The following is an 18,429-nucleotide window of genomic DNA, read 5'->3' on the forward strand; positions in this document are numbered from 1 at the left end:
CGGATCAGCCGGCTGCCTTCTTCTTTCCCGGCCGCAAGACGTGCTGATGATCGACGTGGTAGAGCCGGCTGTCGTTGAAATCGCGCCGGCCCAGCACATGCCCGACAAAGATGAGCGCCGTTCGCGTCACTTTCATGGCTTTCACCTTGGCCTTGATATCAGCCAGCGTACCGCGCACGATTTCCTGGTCCGGCCAGCCGACACGGAAAGCGATGATCACTGGGCAATCTTCGCCATAATGCGGCGTCAACTCGGCAACCACTTTGTGGATGTTGCGGATCGACAGATGGATCGCCAAGGTCGCGCCGGATTTACCGAGCGTTGCCAGATCTTCGCCCTCAGGCATGGGCGACGCTTCGCCATCGGTCCGGGTGATGATGATGGTCTGGCTGATCTCCGGCAAAGTCAGCTCGCTTTTGAGCGCCGCAGCTGCTGCAGCGAAAGCGGGCACGCCGGGCGTTACGTCATAGGTGATGCCAAGCTCATCCAGCCGGCGCATCTGCTCGGCTGTCGCGCCATAGATCGACGGATCGCCAGAATGCACGCGGGCGACCGTCTTGCCCGCGTCGATCGCCTCTTTGATATGCGAAATGATCTCGTCCAGATGCAGGGGCGCGGTATCGATCACCACCGCGTCGGGCCGCGCTAGCGCAACGATTCCCGGTGGCACCAGCGAACCTGCATAGAGCACGACCGGCGCGTCTTCGATCAGACGCTTGCCCTTGACGGTGATCAGTTCCGGATCGCCCGGCCCTGCACCGATGAAATGAACCATGCTCATGCTTTGCCCCCAGCCAGCTTTTGTCCGCCATCGGACCGAATAGTCATCTTCTTCTCATAACCGCGCGGCGTATAGACCCAAACACCGCCATCGGGCCGCTGTACCACACGACTGGCGCTGCTGCCGACCTGGACCAAGGTCAGCATATCGACATCATCGACATTGAGATCGGTCAGATGCACCACGCGCAAGGTCTCACCAGGACGGCCGAGATTGCGCGCCAACAGGACCGGCGTGTCGCCTGGCCGATGCTGCAGCAGGATCTCCTTGGCCGCGGCAAGTTGCGTGCGGCGGCGCTGCGACACCGGATTATAGAAGGAGATGACGAAATCGCCTTCCGCCGCCGCTTTCAACCGCTGCTCGATGGCCGGCCAGGGCGTCAGCAGATCGGAAAGCGAGATGGCGCAGAAATCATGGCCCAGTGTCGCGCCGATACGCGCGGCTGCCACCTGCATGGCCGACACACCCGGCAGGCCGGTGATCTCCAGCCGCTCCCAATCCGGATTGCGCTCCTTATCGATCAGTTCATAGACCAAGGTCGCCAGGGCATAGATACCCGCGTCACCCGAACAGACCAGTGCGACGTCCTTGCCCTGGGCCGCGAGATCGAGCGCAATCCGCGCCCGGGCTTCCTCGGCGCCAAGATCGGAATCGTGCAGACCCTTGCCCTGCGTCAATGGCCCCAGCAGATCGAGATAGAGCTTGTAGCCGACGAAATCGCTCGCTTTGCGCAGGGCGGCATCGACCTCATGGGTGCGCGATGCGGCAGCACCCGGCCCGATGCCGACAATGGCGAGGCTGCCGCGCGCCCGACCGATGCTCGTCGGATCGACGATGCCGGTAGCGCGAGCAACGGCGCAGGTCGCGCGATTGCTGCGCTGTTTCGGCAGGATCAACGCACCGGACGCGCCGACACCGGCAAGGGCCGCGCCCTCGGCAACGCCATGACAGCCGGTCTCTTGAAACACGATCTCCGACGGATTGACGAGACGGGGCGCCTGGGCTTCCAATTCCGCCGCGGTGAAGACCCGTACCGGCACACCAAGCTCGCGAGCCAAGGCATGAATGGCCGGCTCCGCGGCTTTCAAAGCAATGGTGGCGATGCAGGCGACGGATAGCGGCGAGATGCCGGCGTCGGCGAGGGAACGCCGCGCCAGATCGCTCACTTCTTCGAGGGGCGCCAGCCGCTCGCAACCGATGCCCAGAACCACGGTCTTCGGCCGATAGACGAGATCGGCCGAAGCATCCTTGCGATCGCTGATCAGAATGGTCTTCCGGCCGCCGCTAGGGACGATGCCGTTGACCCCGCTCAGCCAGGTGGCTTCAGCGCCGCCCTCGATCTGCAGAGTGACCGTCTCGCTGGCGAGCAACGCCGCCGCTACCGGCTTTGCCTGGGCGATATCCTCGATCACCCAGCCGCTCGGCGGTTCATCCAGGGCGATGCCCAGCTTGAGATCGCCGGCCGTGGTAATAGCTGCGTGACCCTGTAAGGCAGCAGCGACATCGCGCGCCAATTGATTGGCGCCATGATGACCACCAAGCAGCGGCACCACACTGGATCCATCGGCAGCGACAGCAAGGACCGGCGGTTCCGATACTTTATCCGTCAGCACCGGGGCGAGGCCGCGAATGAGTATACCCGCGGCACAGATGCCGATGATGGGCCGGCCAGCCAGGAACAAGTTCCGCAAATGTGCTGGTGTTTCCGTAAAGGTGAGATCGGCATCGTCGATCCGCGCGGCGAGACTATGGATTTCCGCAGCCGGCACAGCGGCCTTGATACGTTGCGCGAGAGCGAGGCTGCCGCGCGACAGCACAATGATCGCGGCGCGCATGTCGTTTTGCATCATCATGACCAGGCATCCCCCCGGCGATGCATCAGCAGCATGGAGAAATACGGTACCGCATCCTCGCTGAGTTCGTTCAATTTCATCACTTTCTGATTATCCAGCGTTGCCCGCTCGACATAGCGCGTATTGGCTTCAAGACCGAGCTCACGCAGCACGCGACGGATCTTGGGGAAATGCCGGCCGACCTTGATGATCGCCGCCGCTTCCGCGCTCGCCAGGTTTTCGCGCAATTGCTCCTCCGGCAAGGGTCCCGGAATGATGGTCAGGACATCGTTGCGTGCCGCCAAAGCCCCCCGGCTCGCCACCGCGCAAGCCATCAATGACGAAACACCCGGCACGACTTCGACGCGGCAACGGCCGGCCATGCGAGCATAGAGATACATGAACGATCCATAAAAAAACGGATCGCCCTCGCAGAGCACGACGACAGTCTTGCCCGCTTGCGCGGCGCGAATGAGTTCTTCCGCTGCCCCTGTATAGATATCGTCCTTGGGAAACTGGCCGTCGCCGATATTCATGCGGATCGCCAATTCCGGCCGGCCCGCCGTCAGATAAGGCGCCGCGATTGTCCGGGCGAAACTGTCGCCGGTTTCCGGCGCCGGATAAGCAATCAGATCCGCTGCTGCGATCAGGCGCGCCGCCTTCACTGTCAGCAATTCCGGATCGCCCGGTCCAACACCGATGCCGTAAATAATACCTGTCATCACTTCGAACTCTGTTTCACCTGTGTATCGACCACTGCGTGATCGGCATTAAAGGCTTCCAGCCATGATAGGGACCGATCGGCGCGGCCCGCGACACCGCGATGCGGGTAAGCTCCCCGCCGAGTTTCTGCCAGGCTGCCAATAAAGTTGCCTCGCCTTCCAAAGTCACCGCATTGGCGACCAGCCGCCCGCCGGGCTTCAGTGCGCCCCAGGCTGCTTCGACGAGACCGGCCTCGCTCAACCCGCCGCCGATGAAGATGGCGTCCGGCTGCTTCAGGCCGGCAAAGATTTCCGGCGCACGGCCGGCGATCAATTTCAACTGCGGCACGCCGAGGTTGAGCGCATTCTGTTCAATCACGCGCTGGCGCTCGGGATCGGATTCGATGGCGATCGCATTAGCAGTGCGATGCTGGCGCAGCCATTCAATGGCAACGGAGCCACTGCCGGCACCGACATCCCAGAGCAACTGCCCCGGCATCGGCTGCAAGGCGGCCAAGGTCGCCGCCCGCACTTCGCGCTTGGTCAGTTTGCCATCATGGAGAAAGGCGTCATCCGGCAAGCCGAAACCGCGATGCAACAGACGCGTGCCGGGTCCTGCCTTGCATCTGACCGCGACCGTGTTGAAATCGGCGATCGACTGATCCTGCCACTCCGCTGCCTTGCCGGTCACGATGCGCTCGCGTGGTCCGCCCATATGTTCGAGGACGATGACATCGCTGTCGCCATAACCCAGCGCCGTCAAGCGCCGAGCGACTTCGGCCGGCGTCTGGCCGTCATTGCTGAGGATCATCAGCCGGTGATCCGGCGCGACCGCCGCCGCCAGCAATTCAGGCGGCCTCCCATGTAGGGTCAGGCATTCGACCTCGGAAAGCGGCCAGACCAACCGCGCGGCTGCCAATGTGAAAGCGGAAAGATGCGGATAAATGGCGATCTCGTCCCGCCCAACATGCTTGGCGAAGGTGACGCCGATCCCATAATGCATCGGATCGCCGGTCGCCAAGACAACGACAGGTTTTCCGCGCCAGCCGAGCACCTCGTCGACCGTCAATCGCAGAGGCGAGGCCCAGGTGATCTTGCGGGCCGGTATATCTGGCAGCATGGCCAGATGCCGGTCGCCACCGACGATCAGTTCGGCGCGCTCGATCAAGCCTCGAAGCATGGGAGCGACGCCCTCAATGCCGTCCTCACCGATGCCGATGATGCTGAGCCAGGCTGTCATAGATTGCCTCGCAACTCTTCGCTGCTGAGCGCATTGATCGCCGCCGCCGCGATCGCGCTGCCGCCCCGCCGACCGCTGAGGGTCAGACAGGGCACGCCAAGATCGGCGGCAATCAAGGCATCCTTGGATTCGGCTGCGCCGACAAAACCGACGGGGAAACCGAAGATCGCCGCCGGCTTCGGGCCGCCCGATTCGATCATTTCGATCAGATGAAACAAGGCGGTCGGCGCATTGCCGATCACGGCGACGGAGCCCGCCAGGACATCGCGCCACATCTCGACCGCGGCCGCCGAACGTGTCGTGCCGAGTTTAACTGCCAAATCGGCGAGGCCGGGCGCGTTGATATCGCAACGGATATCCGTCGATGGGAAGAAGCGCTTGATAATGCCGGAAGCCACCATCTGAGCATCGCAAAGAATCGTCGCGCCGGCAGCGAGCGCCTGGCGCGCCGCGCCGATGGGGTCACCGCGCCAGGCCATATTGCCTGGCAGATCAGTCATGCCGCAAGCGTGAATCATGCGAATGGCCACAGGCCGCAGAGTCTGCGGCAAGGCCGCCAGATCAGCTTCCGCCTCGATCGTCGCATAGGACTGCCGATAGATCGCCTGCGGATCACGCTCATAGACAAATGCCATGACAGCCTGCTCCTTTAGCAGCTTACCTCACAGCCGTTCCGGATTGCGCTTCCCGGGGCCATGCGGGTGATCGGCATGGGGATGCGGAAAATGCGTGTGAGTATGACCATGGCCATGATCATGGCCATCGCTGTGCCCGTGATGATGATGATGATGGTTGTGATCATGGTCATGTGCATGGTGATGATGATGGTCATGATCGTGGCCGTGATCATGGTGGTGATGATCATGGTGGTGGTGAGCGTGACCGCGGGCATGAGGATCGCCATCCGTGCCAATGCCTTCGACGTGATGGTGATGGCTTTCCTGGACGCGCCCCACTTCTGCCTCGAAGCCCAGCACCTGGGTGCGGTACTTGCAGAGCTGGCAGTTCATCTTGTTCTCGCCGCTCAGGATTTCCCGCACCCGTTCTGCAAAGGCATCAAGGATCAAAGGATGATCGTTGAGGTAATCCGCCTTGAGGAACTCGATCTCCGGATGGCGCGCGGCCATTTCATCGGTAATCGAATAGATCCGCTTCACCAGGATGCCGGTGAACAGGAAATAGGGGAAAACGATGATGCGCTTATAACCCAGCTTCACCGCATGTTCGAGGCCGGGACCGACCAGCGGAAAGGTGACACCGCTATAGCAGACTTCCATCCAGCCGAAACCCATGCCTTCCCACAGCATGCGAGCGACCTTGGAGATATTGGAGTTGGCGTCCGGATCGGAGGTGCCACGGCCGACGACCATCAACAACGTCTCGGTGCGCGGCACCTGACGCTCCGCCTTCTTTTCCGCCGCTTCAATCCGCTCTGCCGCTACCTGCAGCAGCTTGGTATCGACCGCCAGTTCCCGCCCGTAATTGATGGTCAGGCCCGGGTGCTGTGCCTGATAGGTATTGAGGACCGATGGGATATCGTCCTTGGCATGGCCGGCAGCAAACAGCATGCCCGGCACGGCGAGAATACGGTTAACGCCACGTTCACGCAGCCGGTCCAGGCCGTCGCGGATGATGGGGCGGGCGAATTCCAGAAAGCCGTAATCCGCCGGATATTCCGGCAGGCGCTCGGCGATACCGGCGGCAACGGCCTTGAATTCCGTGATCGCCTCTAGATCGCGACTACCATGGCCGCAGACCATGACGCCAAGCTTCTCCATCATCTTCTCCTTGTCACGCCGTTATTGACGCGATCCCGTGAATCGGCCAATGAAAGTTGCCATGTTCGATGCGCTTACCCACTGGAACCATCTCGGTTCCTTGCTGATCGCCTTGCTGATCGACGCAGCGGTGGGCGATCCGCATTGGCTTTATCGCCGTTTGCCGCATCCGGTGGTCTGGATCGGCCGCGTCATCGCACGGGCGGACGAGCAGCTCAATCGCGCCAGCGACACGCCTAGTCGCCGCAAGATCATGGGGATAGCCGCCACCGCCGCGCTGCTCTTGGGGTCTCTCGTGATCGGCGCCCTGCTGCAAGCTATGTTGCTGAAATTGCCCGGCGGCGGCCTCTGGCTGGCGATCGCGATCAGCAGCCTGATCGCCCAGAACAGCCTTTACGATCACGTCGCCGCCGTCGCCAGCGGCCTGGAGACGAGCGGTGCCGAGGGCGGCCGGATTGCCGTTTCCCGCATCGTCGGCCGCGATCCGGAAGCCCTGGACCGGGCCGGTATCAGCCGGGCGGCGATCGAATCGCTGGCGGAAAACTTTTCCGACGGCATCGTCGCGCCGGTCTTCTGGGCGGCTTTGCTCGGCCTGCCCGGCATCCTGGCCTACAAGGCGATCAATACTGCCGACAGCATGATCGGCCACCGTACGCCACGCCACCAGCAATTCGGCTGGGCCGCGGCCCGAGTGGACGATCTGCTTAACCTCATTCCCGCCCGCTTGAGCGGCCTGTTGCTGGCCGCGGCTACTTTGTTCGTGCCTGGGGCGAATCCCAGCAAAGCGCTCAGCGCCATGTGGCGCGATGCGCGCCGTCACCGCTCGCCCAATGCCGGCTGGCCGGAAGCGGCCATGGCCGGGGCGCTGGGCCTCGCGCTGAATGGGCCGCGCCGCTACCACAACCAGCTGGTGATGGATGCCTGGATGGGATCGGGCGGTACACCCTATGCCAGCGCCAATGACATCCGCCGCGCCTTGCTGCTTTATGTCATTGCGTGCCTTATCCAAGGCGTCATCCTGATGGCGGCGATCTGGTTTAGCCATTAGCGATCTCCAGCATCCGGTCGAGATCGGCATGCCTTTCGAGATGATCGGCCAGACCGTCGAGGAGACTATCCACCAATGCATCATAAGAAAGACCGCTGGCATCGCGTTTCCGCAGACGGTTCAGGAAGGCGTTGCGGAATTCGTCAGCCGCGAAAAGGCCGTGAACATAGCAGCCCATGACCCGGCCATCGGTGCTGCACGCGCCATCGGCATGGCTACCCAGCACCAGCATCGGCCGCGCCAGACCAGGGCCCGATGTGACGCCGATATGCATCTCATAGCCCCGTACCGGCATGTCAGTCACAATGTCACGGCCACTGACTTCCGTCAGCGTCTTGGCGCCTGACAAGACGGTGGTGATATCGAGCAGGCCCAGCCCGGCGCAGCTTCCCGCCGGCCCTTCCGTGCCATCCGGATCATCCAGCCGCATACCCAGCATCTGATAGCCGCCACACAAACCGAGCACCCAGCCGCCACGCCGGACATGAGCTTTCAGATCGATATCCCAGCCGGCGGCGATCAGCGCCTGCAAATCGCCGATTGTCGATTTTGAGCCCGGCAAGAGCACGAGGTCGGCATCGCCCGGCAATGGCTGCCCCGGTGAGAGTATCTCCAGCCGCACATCGGCCTCCGCTCGCAACGGATCGAGATCGTCGAAATTCGAGATGCGCGGCAAACGCGGTACGACGATCTTGATATAGCCGTTCCGCCGCGCTTCATAACTATCGAGCGCCACCGCATCCTCTGCCGGCAGGAGATGCGCCCGCTCGAACCAAGGTATGACGCCGAGCCCCGGCAGACCGGTTTTCTGCTCGATGATCCGCAGGCCATCGGTAAACAAGGCGATGTCGCCACGGAACTTATTGATCAGGAAACCTTTGAGCCGGGCCGCTTCATTCTCCGGCAGCAGCATCTTGGTGCCGGCAATGCTGGCGATGACACCGCCGCGATCGATATCGCCGATCAGAATCACCGGCAGATCCGCCGCCTCGGCAAACCCCATATTGGCGATATCGCCGGCGCGCAGATTGACCTCCGCCGGGCTGCCCGCCCCTTCGACCAGCACCAGATCCGCCTCACCCTGCAGATGCCGGAAGCTCTCCAGCACCTTCTCCATCAATTGCGGCTTCAACAGATGATAGTCGGCGGCCTTGGCTTGGCCGAAGACCTTGCCCTGCACCACGATCTGCGAACCGATCTCGCTTTGCGGCTTCAGCAGTATCGGATTCATATGCACGCTGGAGGCGATGCAACAGGCGCGCGCCTGCAAGGCCTGGGCGCGGCCGATTTCACCACTATCGGCCGTCACCGCCGCATTGTTCGACATGTTCTGAGGCTTGAACGGCCGGACGGCCATTCCGCGTCTGGTAAAGGCGCGCGCCAGGCCAGCGACGATCAGCGATTTGCCGACATCGGACCCGGTCCCCTGGAACATGATTGCGGCCTTACCCATTCAGCGTCGATCCGATCAGAACTCGATACCCTGCTGCGCCTTCACGCCATCCCGGAAAGGATGCTTGATCATTGTCATTTCCGTGACCAGATCGGCGATCTCGATCAATTCATCCTTGGCATTGCGGCCGGTGATGATGACATGCAAATCCGGCCGCTTGGCCGTCAGCTTGGCGATCACCTCATCCAGCGGCAGATAATCGTAACGCAGGCAGATATTGAGTTCGTCCATCAGGACGAGCTTGAAGCTCGGATCATCCATCATGCGGCAGGCTTCGTCCCAGGCCTGGCGTGAAAACATGATGTCGCGCTCGCGGTTCTGCGTCTCCCAGGTAAAGCCTTCGCCGATCGCCTTGATTTCGCAAAGATCGGGGAACCGCTCCAACACCGTGCGTTCGCCGGTATTCCAGGCACCCTTGATGAACTGCACGACACCGACCTTCATACCATGGCCGATGCAACGCATCACCATGCCAAAGGCGGCGGTCGATTTGCCTTTGCCCTTGCCGGTATGAATGATGACCAGGCCTTTTTCGCGGGTTTTCTCCGCCATCATCTTGTCGCGTGCTTCCTTGCGCTTGGCCGATTTCTCATTGGCCCGGCGATTGATGTCCTCTGCCGATTGAGATTCACTGCTCATGATGCCAGACTCCTTCCCGCCCATTCACCCAACTGGCCGAAAGCGGTGTTCGACCGGGCTTTCCACAAACCGCGCTCCTGCGCCTCCAGCAGCCGTTCGGCGATCTCGCGTAAGGCTGCCGGATTGTTCGATGCAATGAAGTCGCGCACCGTCTCATCACCCAGATAGGCATCGAAGACGGCATCGAAATGATGATCCGCCACGCAATCCGCCGTCGCGGCGAAGGCAAACAGATAATCGACCGTCGCCGCCATTTCGAAGGCGCCCTTATAGCCGTGACGCATCACACCCTTGATCCACTTCGGATTGACGACGCGGGCACGGACCACGCGGGCGATTTCTTCATCGAGGCTGCGGATACGCGGCGCTTCCGGACGCGAATGATCGTTGTGCCAGACGACGGCCTTGCGGCCGGTCAGATGCTTCACCGTCGCGGCGAGCCCGCCTTCGAACTGATAGTAGTCGTCGCTGTCGAGCAGATCGTGTTCGCGGTTGTCCTGGTTATGCAGCACGGCATCGACCTGGCGCAGCCGTGTTTCGAACATCTGGCGCTCCGCCTTGCCTTCCGAGCCGGCACCATAGGCATAGCTGCCCCAGGCAAGATAAGCGCGCGCCAGATCCCCGGTCTCCGACCAGCCGCGTTCGTCGATCAAGGCTTGCAACCCGGCGCCGTAAGCGCCCGGCTTGGAGCCGAAAACCCGGTAGCCGGCGCGCTGCTCCGCCTCACCCACCGTCAGGCCGGTGGCAATCAACTGATCCCGGTCCCGGCGGAACCGAGCAGCGATGGGATTGAGGTTGTCGGGCTCATCCAGTTTGGCGACTGCGCGCACGGCGCTGTCGAAAAGATCGATCTGTGCCGGGAACGCGTCGCGGAAGAAACCCGAAACACGCAATGTGACATCGACGCGCGGCCGATCGAGCAGGCTGAGCGGCAGAATTTCGAAGCCGCTGACACGACCTGACGCGCCGGCATCCCAAATCGGTCGCACACCGATCAGCGCCAATGCCTGGGCAAGGTCATCACCACCGGTGCGCATATTGGCCGTGCCCCAGGCGGAAAGTACGAAAGACTGTGGCCAGTCACCATGTTCCTGGCGATGCCGCGCCAGCACCAGTCCGGCGGATTTCCAACCCAGCGCCCAGGCGGTGGGCGTCGGCACGGCACGCGTATCGACGGAATAGAAATTGCGGCCGGTCGGCAAGACATCCAGGCGCCCGCGCGTTGGCGCACCGGAAGAACCGGGTGCGACGAAACGGCCGTCGAGGCCTTTCAGCAAGCCTCCGAGTTCGCTAGCGCCGCAGCCTTCGACCATCGGCCGCAATTCCGTCGCGATGAAATAGAGCACGGCCTGTGTTCGGAGCCAGCCGGCATCGCATTGCATTTCCCCCGCCACCAGACGCTGCGCCAGGATCTCAAGCCGCTCCACCATATCGCCGGCTGTCCGCCAGCTGTCGGCAAGAAGACGCTGCAGCACCGCGGGGCGCGGGCCCGACCAGATTTCCCCCATCTGCACGGCCAAAGGATCGATTTCCTCACCGAGTGCAAGATCCGCTGCCAAAGCGCGGATCAGGGATTGATCCCCTCCCTCGCCGCGCCCACGCGGCAAGCGGGTCAGAGCGACAAGGAGATCAGTCAACTGCAATCCGTCCGGCGACCGGCCGAAGATATGCAGCCCATCCCGGATCTGCAGCTCCTTTAATTCGCAGAGATGATTGTCGAGCTTGCCGAGAGCGGTATCGGTATCGTCGCCAGCACCGATGCCACAATCTTCGGCAAGACCGCTCGCGCGGGCGAGATCGAGAATCTGCTCGCGCAGGTCGCGGCAGCGCCGGGGATCGAGCTGGGATGCTTCGTAATATTCATCGACCAGCAATTCGAGATCGCGCAGCGGCCCGTAGCTTTCGGCGCGGGTCAGCGGCGGCGTCAGGTGATCGACGATGACCGCGCCGGTGCGGCGCTTGGCCTGGGTACCCTCGCCCGGATCGTTGACGATGAAGGGATAGAGATGCGGCACCTGACCGAAGACGGCTTCCGGGTAGCAGGCTTCGCTGAGCGCAATCGCTTTGCCGGGCAACCATTCCAGATTGCCGTGCTTGCCCATATGCACGATCGCTTGCACCTTGGCGATGCGCCGCAGATAGGCATAGAAGGCAAAATAGCCGTGCGGCGGCACCAGATCCGGATCGTGATAGGATTTCACCGGATCGATATTGTAGCCGCGCGCCGGCTGGATACCGACCAGCATCGCGCCCAGCCGGATCATCGGCAGATGGAAGAAGCCATCGGCAAAGAAGGGATCGTCGCTCGGTTCGCCCCAGCGCGCCGCGACAGTTTCCCGCGTCGTGGGCGGTAGCGCATCGAAGAACTGCCGGTAATCAGCCAAGGACAAAGTGATCTCACTTGGCCGTGTCCGACTGTCGGCGGCGTTGGTGCGGCCGGCCAGCAGCCGGTCTAGCAAGGCATTGCCATCCGTGGGCACGTCGGCAATGGCATAGCCGGCGGCTTGCAAAGCCTGCAACACGGCGACGGTGCCGGCCGGCGTATCGAGCCCGACGCCATTACCGATCCGGCCATCGCGATTGGGATAATTCGCCAGGATCAAGGCTAACCGGCGGCCGGATGGTAGTGTCGCGCGGAGATCAGTCCAGGCAGCTGCGAGCTCGGCCACCGCCGCCACGCGATCGGGGACCGGTGCGTGAACGACGATATTACACTGCGTGGCTTGGTCGAATCGTGCGGCCGTCTTGAAAGAGATCGCGCGGCTGAGGATCCGGCCATCGACCTCCGGCAAAGCGACCTGCATGGCGAGATCGCGCGGGCTCAGCCCGCGCGTGCCGTCGCGCCAATCCTCCAGCCGATCACCGGACAGGACAACCTGCAAGATCGGCGCATCGGCGATGTCGAAGGGCGTGCGTGCCGTCCTGGCGCCGGGTTGCGACAAGGCAAAGCCGGTGCAATTCAATGTCACGCTGGGTGCCGCGGCGCGATAGAAGCCGTCGATCAGATCCGCCGCCACCTGTTCCTTCAAACTGGTGGCATAGATCGGCAAGGGATTGAGGCCGCGCGCCTGCAAAGCGGCGATCAAGGCATCGATGGCAGCTAGATTGCCGGCTTGCAGCAGCGCCCGATAGAAGACGATGGTCCCTACCGGGCGCTGCGGCTTCCAAACAGCCTGCAAATCATCGAGACGCAGAATCTGGCGGCCCGGCCAATAAAGGCCAGCACGGAGCAGCGGTCGGGGTTCCTGCCAATCGCTCTCTCGGCCGGTCAGGCTGGCGCCATAAGCCAGCAATTGCCGCGCATTTTCGACACCACCTTGCACAAGATACTGCCAGAGGCGATGCACGGCTTCCGCCGGCAAGGTCGATTGCTCGGATAGTTCGGGATCCGGCTGATCGTCGCCCGGCAGCAAGGCCAAAGCGATGCCGCGCTGGCGGCAGATCGCTGTTACCTGTTCGATGCCATAGGGCCAGTAGCGCACGCCACCCAGCACACGCACCACCACCAGGCGGGCATGAGCAATGATGTCTTCGACATAGGTGTCGATGCTGAGATTATGGCCAAGCTGCAGCAAGCTGGCGAGACGCAGGCTGGGCGTCGAAGCATCCTGCCTGCTGATCTCCGCTTGAGCGGCAGCGAGGCAGGCGAGCTCCGTATCGGCGGCACTGAGAACGACGATATCACCCGGTGTCTGACCGAGATCAATCGCTTCCGACCCGTCGGCGATGACACCCGGTTTGGCCGCCAGAAGATGCATCGGTCTGCCCTTCCCCGTCCAATCGCGCTTTTAGAGAGCCAGCGCGCGCGCGATGGAGTCGCGATCGAGCCCCTTGAGGCCGATGACGACGAGACGACCGTTCCGTGCTTCACCGGCCTCCCAGGCGCGGTCGTAATAATGCTGCACCCGACTGCCCACACCCTGGAGCACCAGCCGCATCTCCTTACCGGCAACATTGAGGAAGCCCTTCACCCGCAGGATGTCATGGCGTTCGATGGTCGGCAGGAGCTTTTGCAGCAATTGATCCGGCGAGGTGAGCTGCGGCAGATCGAGATGGAAGCTCTCGAAATCATCATGATCATGATCCTCGCCTTCCAACTCGTGATGCGAAGGCCGGCTGTCGAGATCGTCTTCGGCACCGGCACCGATGCCGAGCAAAATGGCCGGATCGATCGCGCCGAAACTGGCAGGCAAGATCTTGGCGCGACGCTGCAATTCCTTGTTGATCGCCGCTTCCGCCGCCTGACGGGCGGTATCGTCCATCAGGTCGCTCTTATTGAGGACGATGAGGTCGGCACAATTGATCTGGTCTTCGAACAATTCGGCCAGCGGGCTGTCGTGGTCGAGATTGTCATCGGCGGCGCGCTGCTGATCGACCGCATCCGGATTGTCGGCAAAACGGCCGGCGGCAGCGGCCGGCCCGTCGACCACAGCCACGACACCGTCGACCGTCACGCGCGTGCGCACTTCCGGCCAGTTAAAGGCTCGGACCAGCGGCTTTGGTAAAGCGAGGCCGGAGGTTTCGATAACGATATGTTCCGGCGGCTGCGGCCGGTTGAGCAGGATCTGCATGGTCGGCAGGAAGTCATCCGCGACGGTGCAGCAGATGCAGCCATTGGCGAGTTCGACGATGTTTTCTTCCGGGCAGCCTTCGATCTTGCAGGCCTTGACGATTTCGCCGTCGACGCCGGTTTCACCGAATTCATTGATGATGAGGGCAATGCGCCGGCCCTTTGCATTCTTCAGCAGGTTCTGGATCAGGCTGGTCTTGCCGGCGCCGAGAAAGCCGGTCACCACGGTTGCCGGAATTTTTGTGCTCATGTCCTAAGCCCCTTCGGATTACTTCAGTTTCAGCGGCAATCCCGCCGCGATGAAAAACACCTGATCCGCCGCCGCCGCCAGCCGCTGATTGAGGCGTCCGGCGTGATCGCGGAACGCCCGCGCCAAGGCATTATCCGGCACGATCCCAAGCCCTACTTCATTGGCAACGAAGACGACCGGCCCGCCCAGTTGCGGCAGGGCCGCGATCAACTGCGCCGTTTCCGCCTGGATATCGCGTCCGGCACCCATCAGGTTGCTCAGCCAGAGCGTCAGGCAATCCACCAGGATGGCATCGCCTTGCTCGGTTTCTCGGACCATGACGCCGGCAATATCGAGCGGCGCCTCCATGGTGCGCCAGCCGTCGCCACGCTGCGCCTTATGCAGGCGTACGCGTTCCGCCATTTCCTCGTCATAGATTTCCGCCGTCGCCAGATAGACGCGCTGCCGTGCCTCGCGATGCAAAAGCTGCTCAGCGAACCGGCTCTTGCCAGAGCGCGCGCCGCCAAGCACCAGCGTCACCGGCGGCAAGCTGGCGGATGTCATGGCATAGGCGGCTTTGGATGTCCCACGCGACATGGAATCAGTCCTTTCCTCCCACCGAGGTGGCTGAGTTTGGTTTCGGGCCGCCGAGGTTTCCTGACTCGATCGCCGGCAAGGGCTGACGCCCTAACCAGAATGGAGCACCTTCCCAGCACCTTGCGGCGCCAGTGGCTGTCGCGCTGCCATTCCACCGATCGGCCACTGGTCGCGGCCGTCGCTTGAACGATCCTACAGTTGCGGGGGCAGTGCCGGCCTAGCCGGCGGACGATCACCCGTGACGTGATCAAAACCGGCGCACCAGCTTCCCTCCTGCGGTGGCGCCAACCTATCGGAGGCAATCCGCCATTTCCACCTTTTTCCCGGGTCAATGGATAAGACTATTTTCTTATGTCGGTATCTTGCCTCGGCCTAACTTGTTTCAAACTGTCTCGCGTGACATGGTTCCGGCATCAAGCATCTCCATCCGGTAGTTAAATGCCCGCCAAGCCAAAGATCGCGTTTCTCGGAATCGGCCTGATGGGGTTGCCGATGGCCGAGAACCTGCTCCGCGCCGGCTTTCCCTTGATCGCCTGGAACCGCACCGCTGCGAAGCTCGCGCCATTAGAGGCCTTGGGCGGCGAAGCGGCATCCAGCCCAGCCGACGCCGCAACGAATGCGGATATCATCATCACCATGCTGCTCAATGGCGATGTGGTTGAGCAGATTTTGGCGGAGATCGAGCCGCAATTGCGACCCGGCCAGCTGCTGATCGATATGAGCTCCATCGCCCCGCGCATGGCGCGCGGCCACGCTCATCGCCTGGCACAAAGGCACATCGACTATCTCGACGCCCCCGTCTCCGGCGGCACGGTGGGCGCCGTGGAAGCAAAGCTCGCCGTCATGGCCGGCGGTGACGAGACGATCTTCCAGCGCGCCCAGCCGGTCTTTGCGGCCCTCGGTAAATCGACGCTGGTCGGTCCCCATGGCGCCGGCCAACTCGCCAAACTTGCAAATCAAGCCATTGTCGGCATCACCATCGGCGCCGTCGCCGAGGCGCTGCTGCTGGCGAAACAGGGCGGCGCCGATCCGGCCGCGGTGCGCCACGCCATCACCGGCGGCTTCGCCGATAGCCGCATCCTGGCGGTGCATGGCGAGCGCATGATCACGGGCAATTTCAAGCCGGGCGGCACCGTCGCCACCCAGATCAAGGATTTGCGCAATATCCTCGACGAAGCCGCGGCCCTGAATCTCGATCTTCCCTTCATCCGGCTTGCTTATGAGCTGTTCCAGCGAGCAGCCGAGCGCGGCGATGGCGAGCTCGACCACAGCGCGCTTTATCGCCAGCTGGCTGCCATGAACAAGCTGTGACAGCTTTCGGCCGGCGATTGCGCCTGCCATCATGATCGCTATGATGCGCCCGGATGCGATGTTAAAGGAGTATGTCACATGGCCGGTGTACCGACTTTCGCCAGCTATCCAAGCTTTTTGTCGGTGCGCAAGACGACGCCGGATGCGCGTTTCTGCGTTGCCGGGATACCTTATGACATTGCCACCAGCTTCCGTCCCGGCGCCCGTTTCGGCCCTAATGCAATCCGCCAGATCAGCCGCATGCTGCTGGATGGCGAGAATCCCCATGACTGGAGCGATATCAGCGATCTGGACATTGCCGATCTGGGCGATTTCGACATCCGCATCGGCGATGTGCCTGAAAGCATGAAGATGATCGAGGCCCAGGCCTCGGCGATCGATCATCTGATCACTTTGGGCGGTGATCATTCCATCACCTTGCCGCTGCTGCGCGCTCTGGCGAAGAAGCAGGGACCGGTCGGTCTCGTTCATTTCGATGCACATATCGATACCTGGCCCGACACTTTCGGCCAGGTCCACGGCCACGGTTCCGTCTTCTATCACGCGATCAACGAAGGTCTGGTCGATCCGCAGCGTATGATCCAGGTCGGCATCCGCTCACCGGTACAGAAGACTGTCCATGACTGGACCACCGGCAAGGGCGTCGAAATCATTTCCGGTCCGGAAATGCATCGGACCACGCCTGACGAGATCGCGCGGCGCATCAAGGAGAAGGTCGGCACCGGCAAGACCTATCTCAGCTTCGATATCGATTGCATCGATCCGTCGCAGGCGCCCGGCACAGGCACGCCGGAAATCGGCGGGGCGCAGACCTGGCAGATCCTGGCGATCCTGCGGCAGCTGCGCGGCATCCGCTTTGTCGGCATGGATGTGGTCGAGGTTGCGCCGGCCTATGACCATGCCGAGATCACCTCGCTCGCGGCGGCCACCATCGCCTGGCAGTATCTCTGCCTGCAGGCGGGCGATAGCGACGCCACGCGCTAAATAAGAATTGGGCGTTAAAGGATCAGACGACTTCCCACACCTTTTCCGGCGGGCGGCACAGAACCGCCGCCTCGTCGGTGATGACGATCGGCCGTTCGATGAGGACCGGCTCTGCCACCATTTTCGCGATCAGATCGTCATTCTTCAGTTTGGCGACATCACCTAGGGCTTCATAAGCATCGCCCTTGCGCCGAAGAATATCGGCCGCCTTGGCCCCGCCCATCAGCTTCAAGATGCGCTTTAGCTCCGTGGCACTCGGCGGCGTTTTCAGGTATTCGATCACTTTGGGCTCGATGCCTTTTTCCTTGAGCCAGCCCAGCACCTTGCGTGACGTGCTGCAATTGGGATTGTGGAAGATCGTGACGCTCATGCTCGCTCGCTTTGCTGACTGGATTTGCTGGGGCAGCTTACCCAAATCTGAGGGCAGGATGCCACTCTTTGCATCCGGTGGCGGGCTGCGCTAGAGATAGGTCATGAAACTGCTGTATTTCGCCTGGATCCGTTCGAAGATCGGCATCGCCGAGGAAGAAGTTGCCCCACCTACCGAGGTAACCACCGTGGGGGCGTTGCTGGATTGGCTGGCGGCGCGCGGCCCCAATTATGCCGAGGCCCTGAAAGCGCGGGCGGTTGTCAAAACCGCCGTCAACCAGGAATATGTCGATCCCGATCATCCGGTGCATGTGGGAGACGAGGTTGCTCTCTTCCCGCCGGTTACCGGCGGCTAGGATAGTTTCATGATCCGCGTGCAGCAGGAAGATTTCGACATCGGCGCCGAACTGGCGAGATTATCGGATGGCGATCATTCCGTCGGCGGCATCGCCAGCTTTGTCGGTCTGGTGCGGGATATGGCGCCAGATGGAGCTATCGGATCAATGACCCTGGAACACTATCCGGGGATGACGGAAAAGCAGCTCGCCGCGATCGAGACCGAAGCCCATCGCCGCTGGCCGCTGCAAGCCAGCCTGATCATTCACCGCTACGGCCGGCTGACCCCGGGCGACCGTATCGTGTTGGTTGCCACTGCCTCTGCTCATCGCCAGGCAGCTCTGGAATCTTGCGCCTTCCTGATCGACTGGCTGAAGACCAAAGCGCCCTTCTGGAAAATGGAAGATGGCCCCGGCGGTCCCCAATGGGTCGAGGCCAAGACCACTGACGATGCCGCTGCGGAGCGTTGGGCGCGCTCGGAAGGACACACCGAAAAGCACGGTTAACGTGTACATATTGTCGCATGCCGCAGCCGCCGGTCGCGAATCATGCATGTCAGCT

General features: G+C 62.1%; 17 protein-coding genes and 1 riboswitch. Of the genes, 5 read left to right on the plus strand and 12 right to left on the minus strand.

Translation table 11 applies throughout. The features are described from left to right. Positions 1–4: 4 nt before the first annotated feature. The 6 genes from cobM to SMD27_RS13540 are packed head-to-tail and all read right to left on the minus strand — an operon-like array spanning position 5 to position 6,335. Entirely contained in the window at positions 5–781 is a 777-nt protein-coding gene (cobM, locus tag SMD27_RS13515) for a precorrin-4 C(11)-methyltransferase (RefSeq protein ID WP_320508929.1), read from the minus strand. Continuing rightward, entirely contained in the window at positions 778–2,634 is a 1,857-nt protein-coding gene (cobJ, locus tag SMD27_RS13520; protein ID WP_320508930.1) for a precorrin-3B C(17)-methyltransferase, read from the minus strand. Before cobJ ends, cobM begins: the two co-directional genes overlap by 4 nt. Continuing rightward, on the minus strand, positions 2,631–3,335 hold the full coding sequence (cobI, locus tag SMD27_RS13525) for a precorrin-2 C(20)-methyltransferase (protein ID WP_320508931.1): 705 nt from the start codon (positions 3,333–3,335) through the stop codon (positions 2,631–2,633). The genes cobJ and cobI overlap by 4 nt, the downstream gene beginning before the upstream one ends. Before the next feature lie 16 nt (positions 3,336–3,351). Further along, positions 3,352–4,554 (minus strand): precorrin-6y C5,15-methyltransferase (decarboxylating) subunit CbiE, encoded by a 1,203-nt coding sequence (gene cbiE / locus SMD27_RS13530; RefSeq protein ID WP_320508932.1) that lies wholly within the window; start codon positions 4,552–4,554, stop codon positions 3,352–3,354. Continuing rightward, positions 4,551–5,189, minus strand: a complete 639-nt coding sequence (locus SMD27_RS13535) for a precorrin-8X methylmutase (protein WP_320508933.1) — start codon at positions 5,187–5,189, stop codon at positions 4,551–4,553. The genes cbiE and SMD27_RS13535 overlap by 4 nt, the downstream gene beginning before the upstream one ends. A gap of 27 nt (positions 5,190–5,216) precedes the next feature. Next, positions 5,217–6,335 (minus strand): sirohydrochlorin chelatase, encoded by a 1,119-nt coding sequence (locus SMD27_RS13540; protein ID WP_320508934.1) that lies wholly within the window; start codon positions 6,333–6,335, stop codon positions 5,217–5,219. Positions 6,336–6,393: 58 nt separating this feature from the next. On the opposite strand from SMD27_RS13540, the gene cbiB reads away from it, so the two are divergent. Next, a complete protein-coding gene (gene cbiB, locus SMD27_RS13545) occupies positions 6,394–7,380 on the plus strand; it encodes an adenosylcobinamide-phosphate synthase CbiB (RefSeq protein WP_320508935.1) in 987 nt (328 codons plus the stop codon). Here the strand turns inward: cbiB and SMD27_RS13550 are convergent. From SMD27_RS13550 to cobU, 5 genes are read right to left on the minus strand one after another with little or no spacing between them, the layout of a single operon-like run. After that, on the minus strand, positions 7,370–8,833 hold the full coding sequence (locus SMD27_RS13550) for a cobyric acid synthase (RefSeq protein WP_320508936.1): 1,464 nt from the start codon (positions 8,831–8,833) through the stop codon (positions 7,370–7,372). The two genes, cbiB and SMD27_RS13550, sit on opposite strands and share 11 nt — an antisense overlap. Before the next feature lie 15 nt (positions 8,834–8,848). Further along, positions 8,849–9,472: a cob(I)yrinic acid a,c-diamide adenosyltransferase gene (gene cobO / locus SMD27_RS13555; protein WP_320508937.1), complete on the minus strand. Its 624-nt coding sequence runs from the start codon at positions 9,470–9,472 to the stop codon at positions 8,849–8,851. Continuing rightward, complete coding sequence (gene cobN, locus SMD27_RS13560) at positions 9,469–13,230, minus strand: cobaltochelatase subunit CobN (protein WP_320508938.1); 3,762 nt, start codon at positions 13,228–13,230, stop codon at positions 9,469–9,471. The genes cobO and cobN overlap by 4 nt, the downstream gene beginning before the upstream one ends. 30 nt (positions 13,231–13,260) lie before the next feature. Further along, positions 13,261–14,292, minus strand: a complete 1,032-nt coding sequence (gene cobW / locus SMD27_RS13565) for a cobalamin biosynthesis protein CobW (protein ID WP_320508939.1) — start codon at positions 14,290–14,292, stop codon at positions 13,261–13,263. Positions 14,293–14,310: 18 nt separating this feature from the next. Next, positions 14,311–14,868: a bifunctional adenosylcobinamide kinase/adenosylcobinamide-phosphate guanylyltransferase gene (cobU, locus tag SMD27_RS13570; protein ID WP_320508940.1), complete on the minus strand. Its 558-nt coding sequence runs from the start codon at positions 14,866–14,868 to the stop codon at positions 14,311–14,313. A gap of 53 nt (positions 14,869–14,921) precedes the next feature. Further along, positions 14,922–15,140: riboswitch (cobalamin riboswitch) on the minus strand. Positions 15,141–15,306: 166 nt separating this feature from the next. Here cobU and SMD27_RS13575 point away from each other — a divergent pair. Further along, positions 15,307–16,179 (plus strand): NAD(P)-dependent oxidoreductase, encoded by an 873-nt coding sequence (locus tag SMD27_RS13575; RefSeq protein ID WP_320508941.1) that lies wholly within the window; start codon positions 15,307–15,309, stop codon positions 16,177–16,179. 78 nt (positions 16,180–16,257) lie between these two features. Then, entirely contained in the window at positions 16,258–17,163 is a 906-nt protein-coding gene (gene speB / locus SMD27_RS13580) for an agmatinase (protein WP_320508942.1), read from the plus strand. Between the two features lie 22 nt (positions 17,164–17,185). Here speB and arsC read toward each other — a convergent pair whose 3' ends face one another. Further along, positions 17,186–17,533, minus strand: coding sequence for an arsenate reductase (glutaredoxin) (gene arsC, locus SMD27_RS13585; RefSeq protein ID WP_320508943.1), 348 nt, complete (start codon positions 17,531–17,533; stop codon positions 17,186–17,188). Positions 17,534–17,636: 103 nt separating this feature from the next. On the opposite strand from arsC, the gene moaD reads away from it, so the two are divergent. Beyond that, positions 17,637–17,888 (plus strand): molybdopterin converting factor subunit 1, encoded by a 252-nt coding sequence (gene moaD, locus SMD27_RS13590; RefSeq protein WP_320508944.1) that lies wholly within the window; start codon positions 17,637–17,639, stop codon positions 17,886–17,888. Positions 17,889–17,897: 9 nt separating this feature from the next. After that, positions 17,898–18,374, plus strand: a complete 477-nt coding sequence (locus tag SMD27_RS13595) for a molybdenum cofactor biosynthesis protein MoaE (RefSeq protein ID WP_320508945.1) — start codon at positions 17,898–17,900, stop codon at positions 18,372–18,374. Positions 18,375–18,429: the final 55 nt, after the last annotated feature.

The organism is Dongia soli, assembly GCF_034044715.1.
In the GTDB taxonomy this organism is placed as follows: Bacteria; Pseudomonadota; Alphaproteobacteria; order Dongiales; family Dongiaceae; genus Dongia_B; species Dongia_B soli.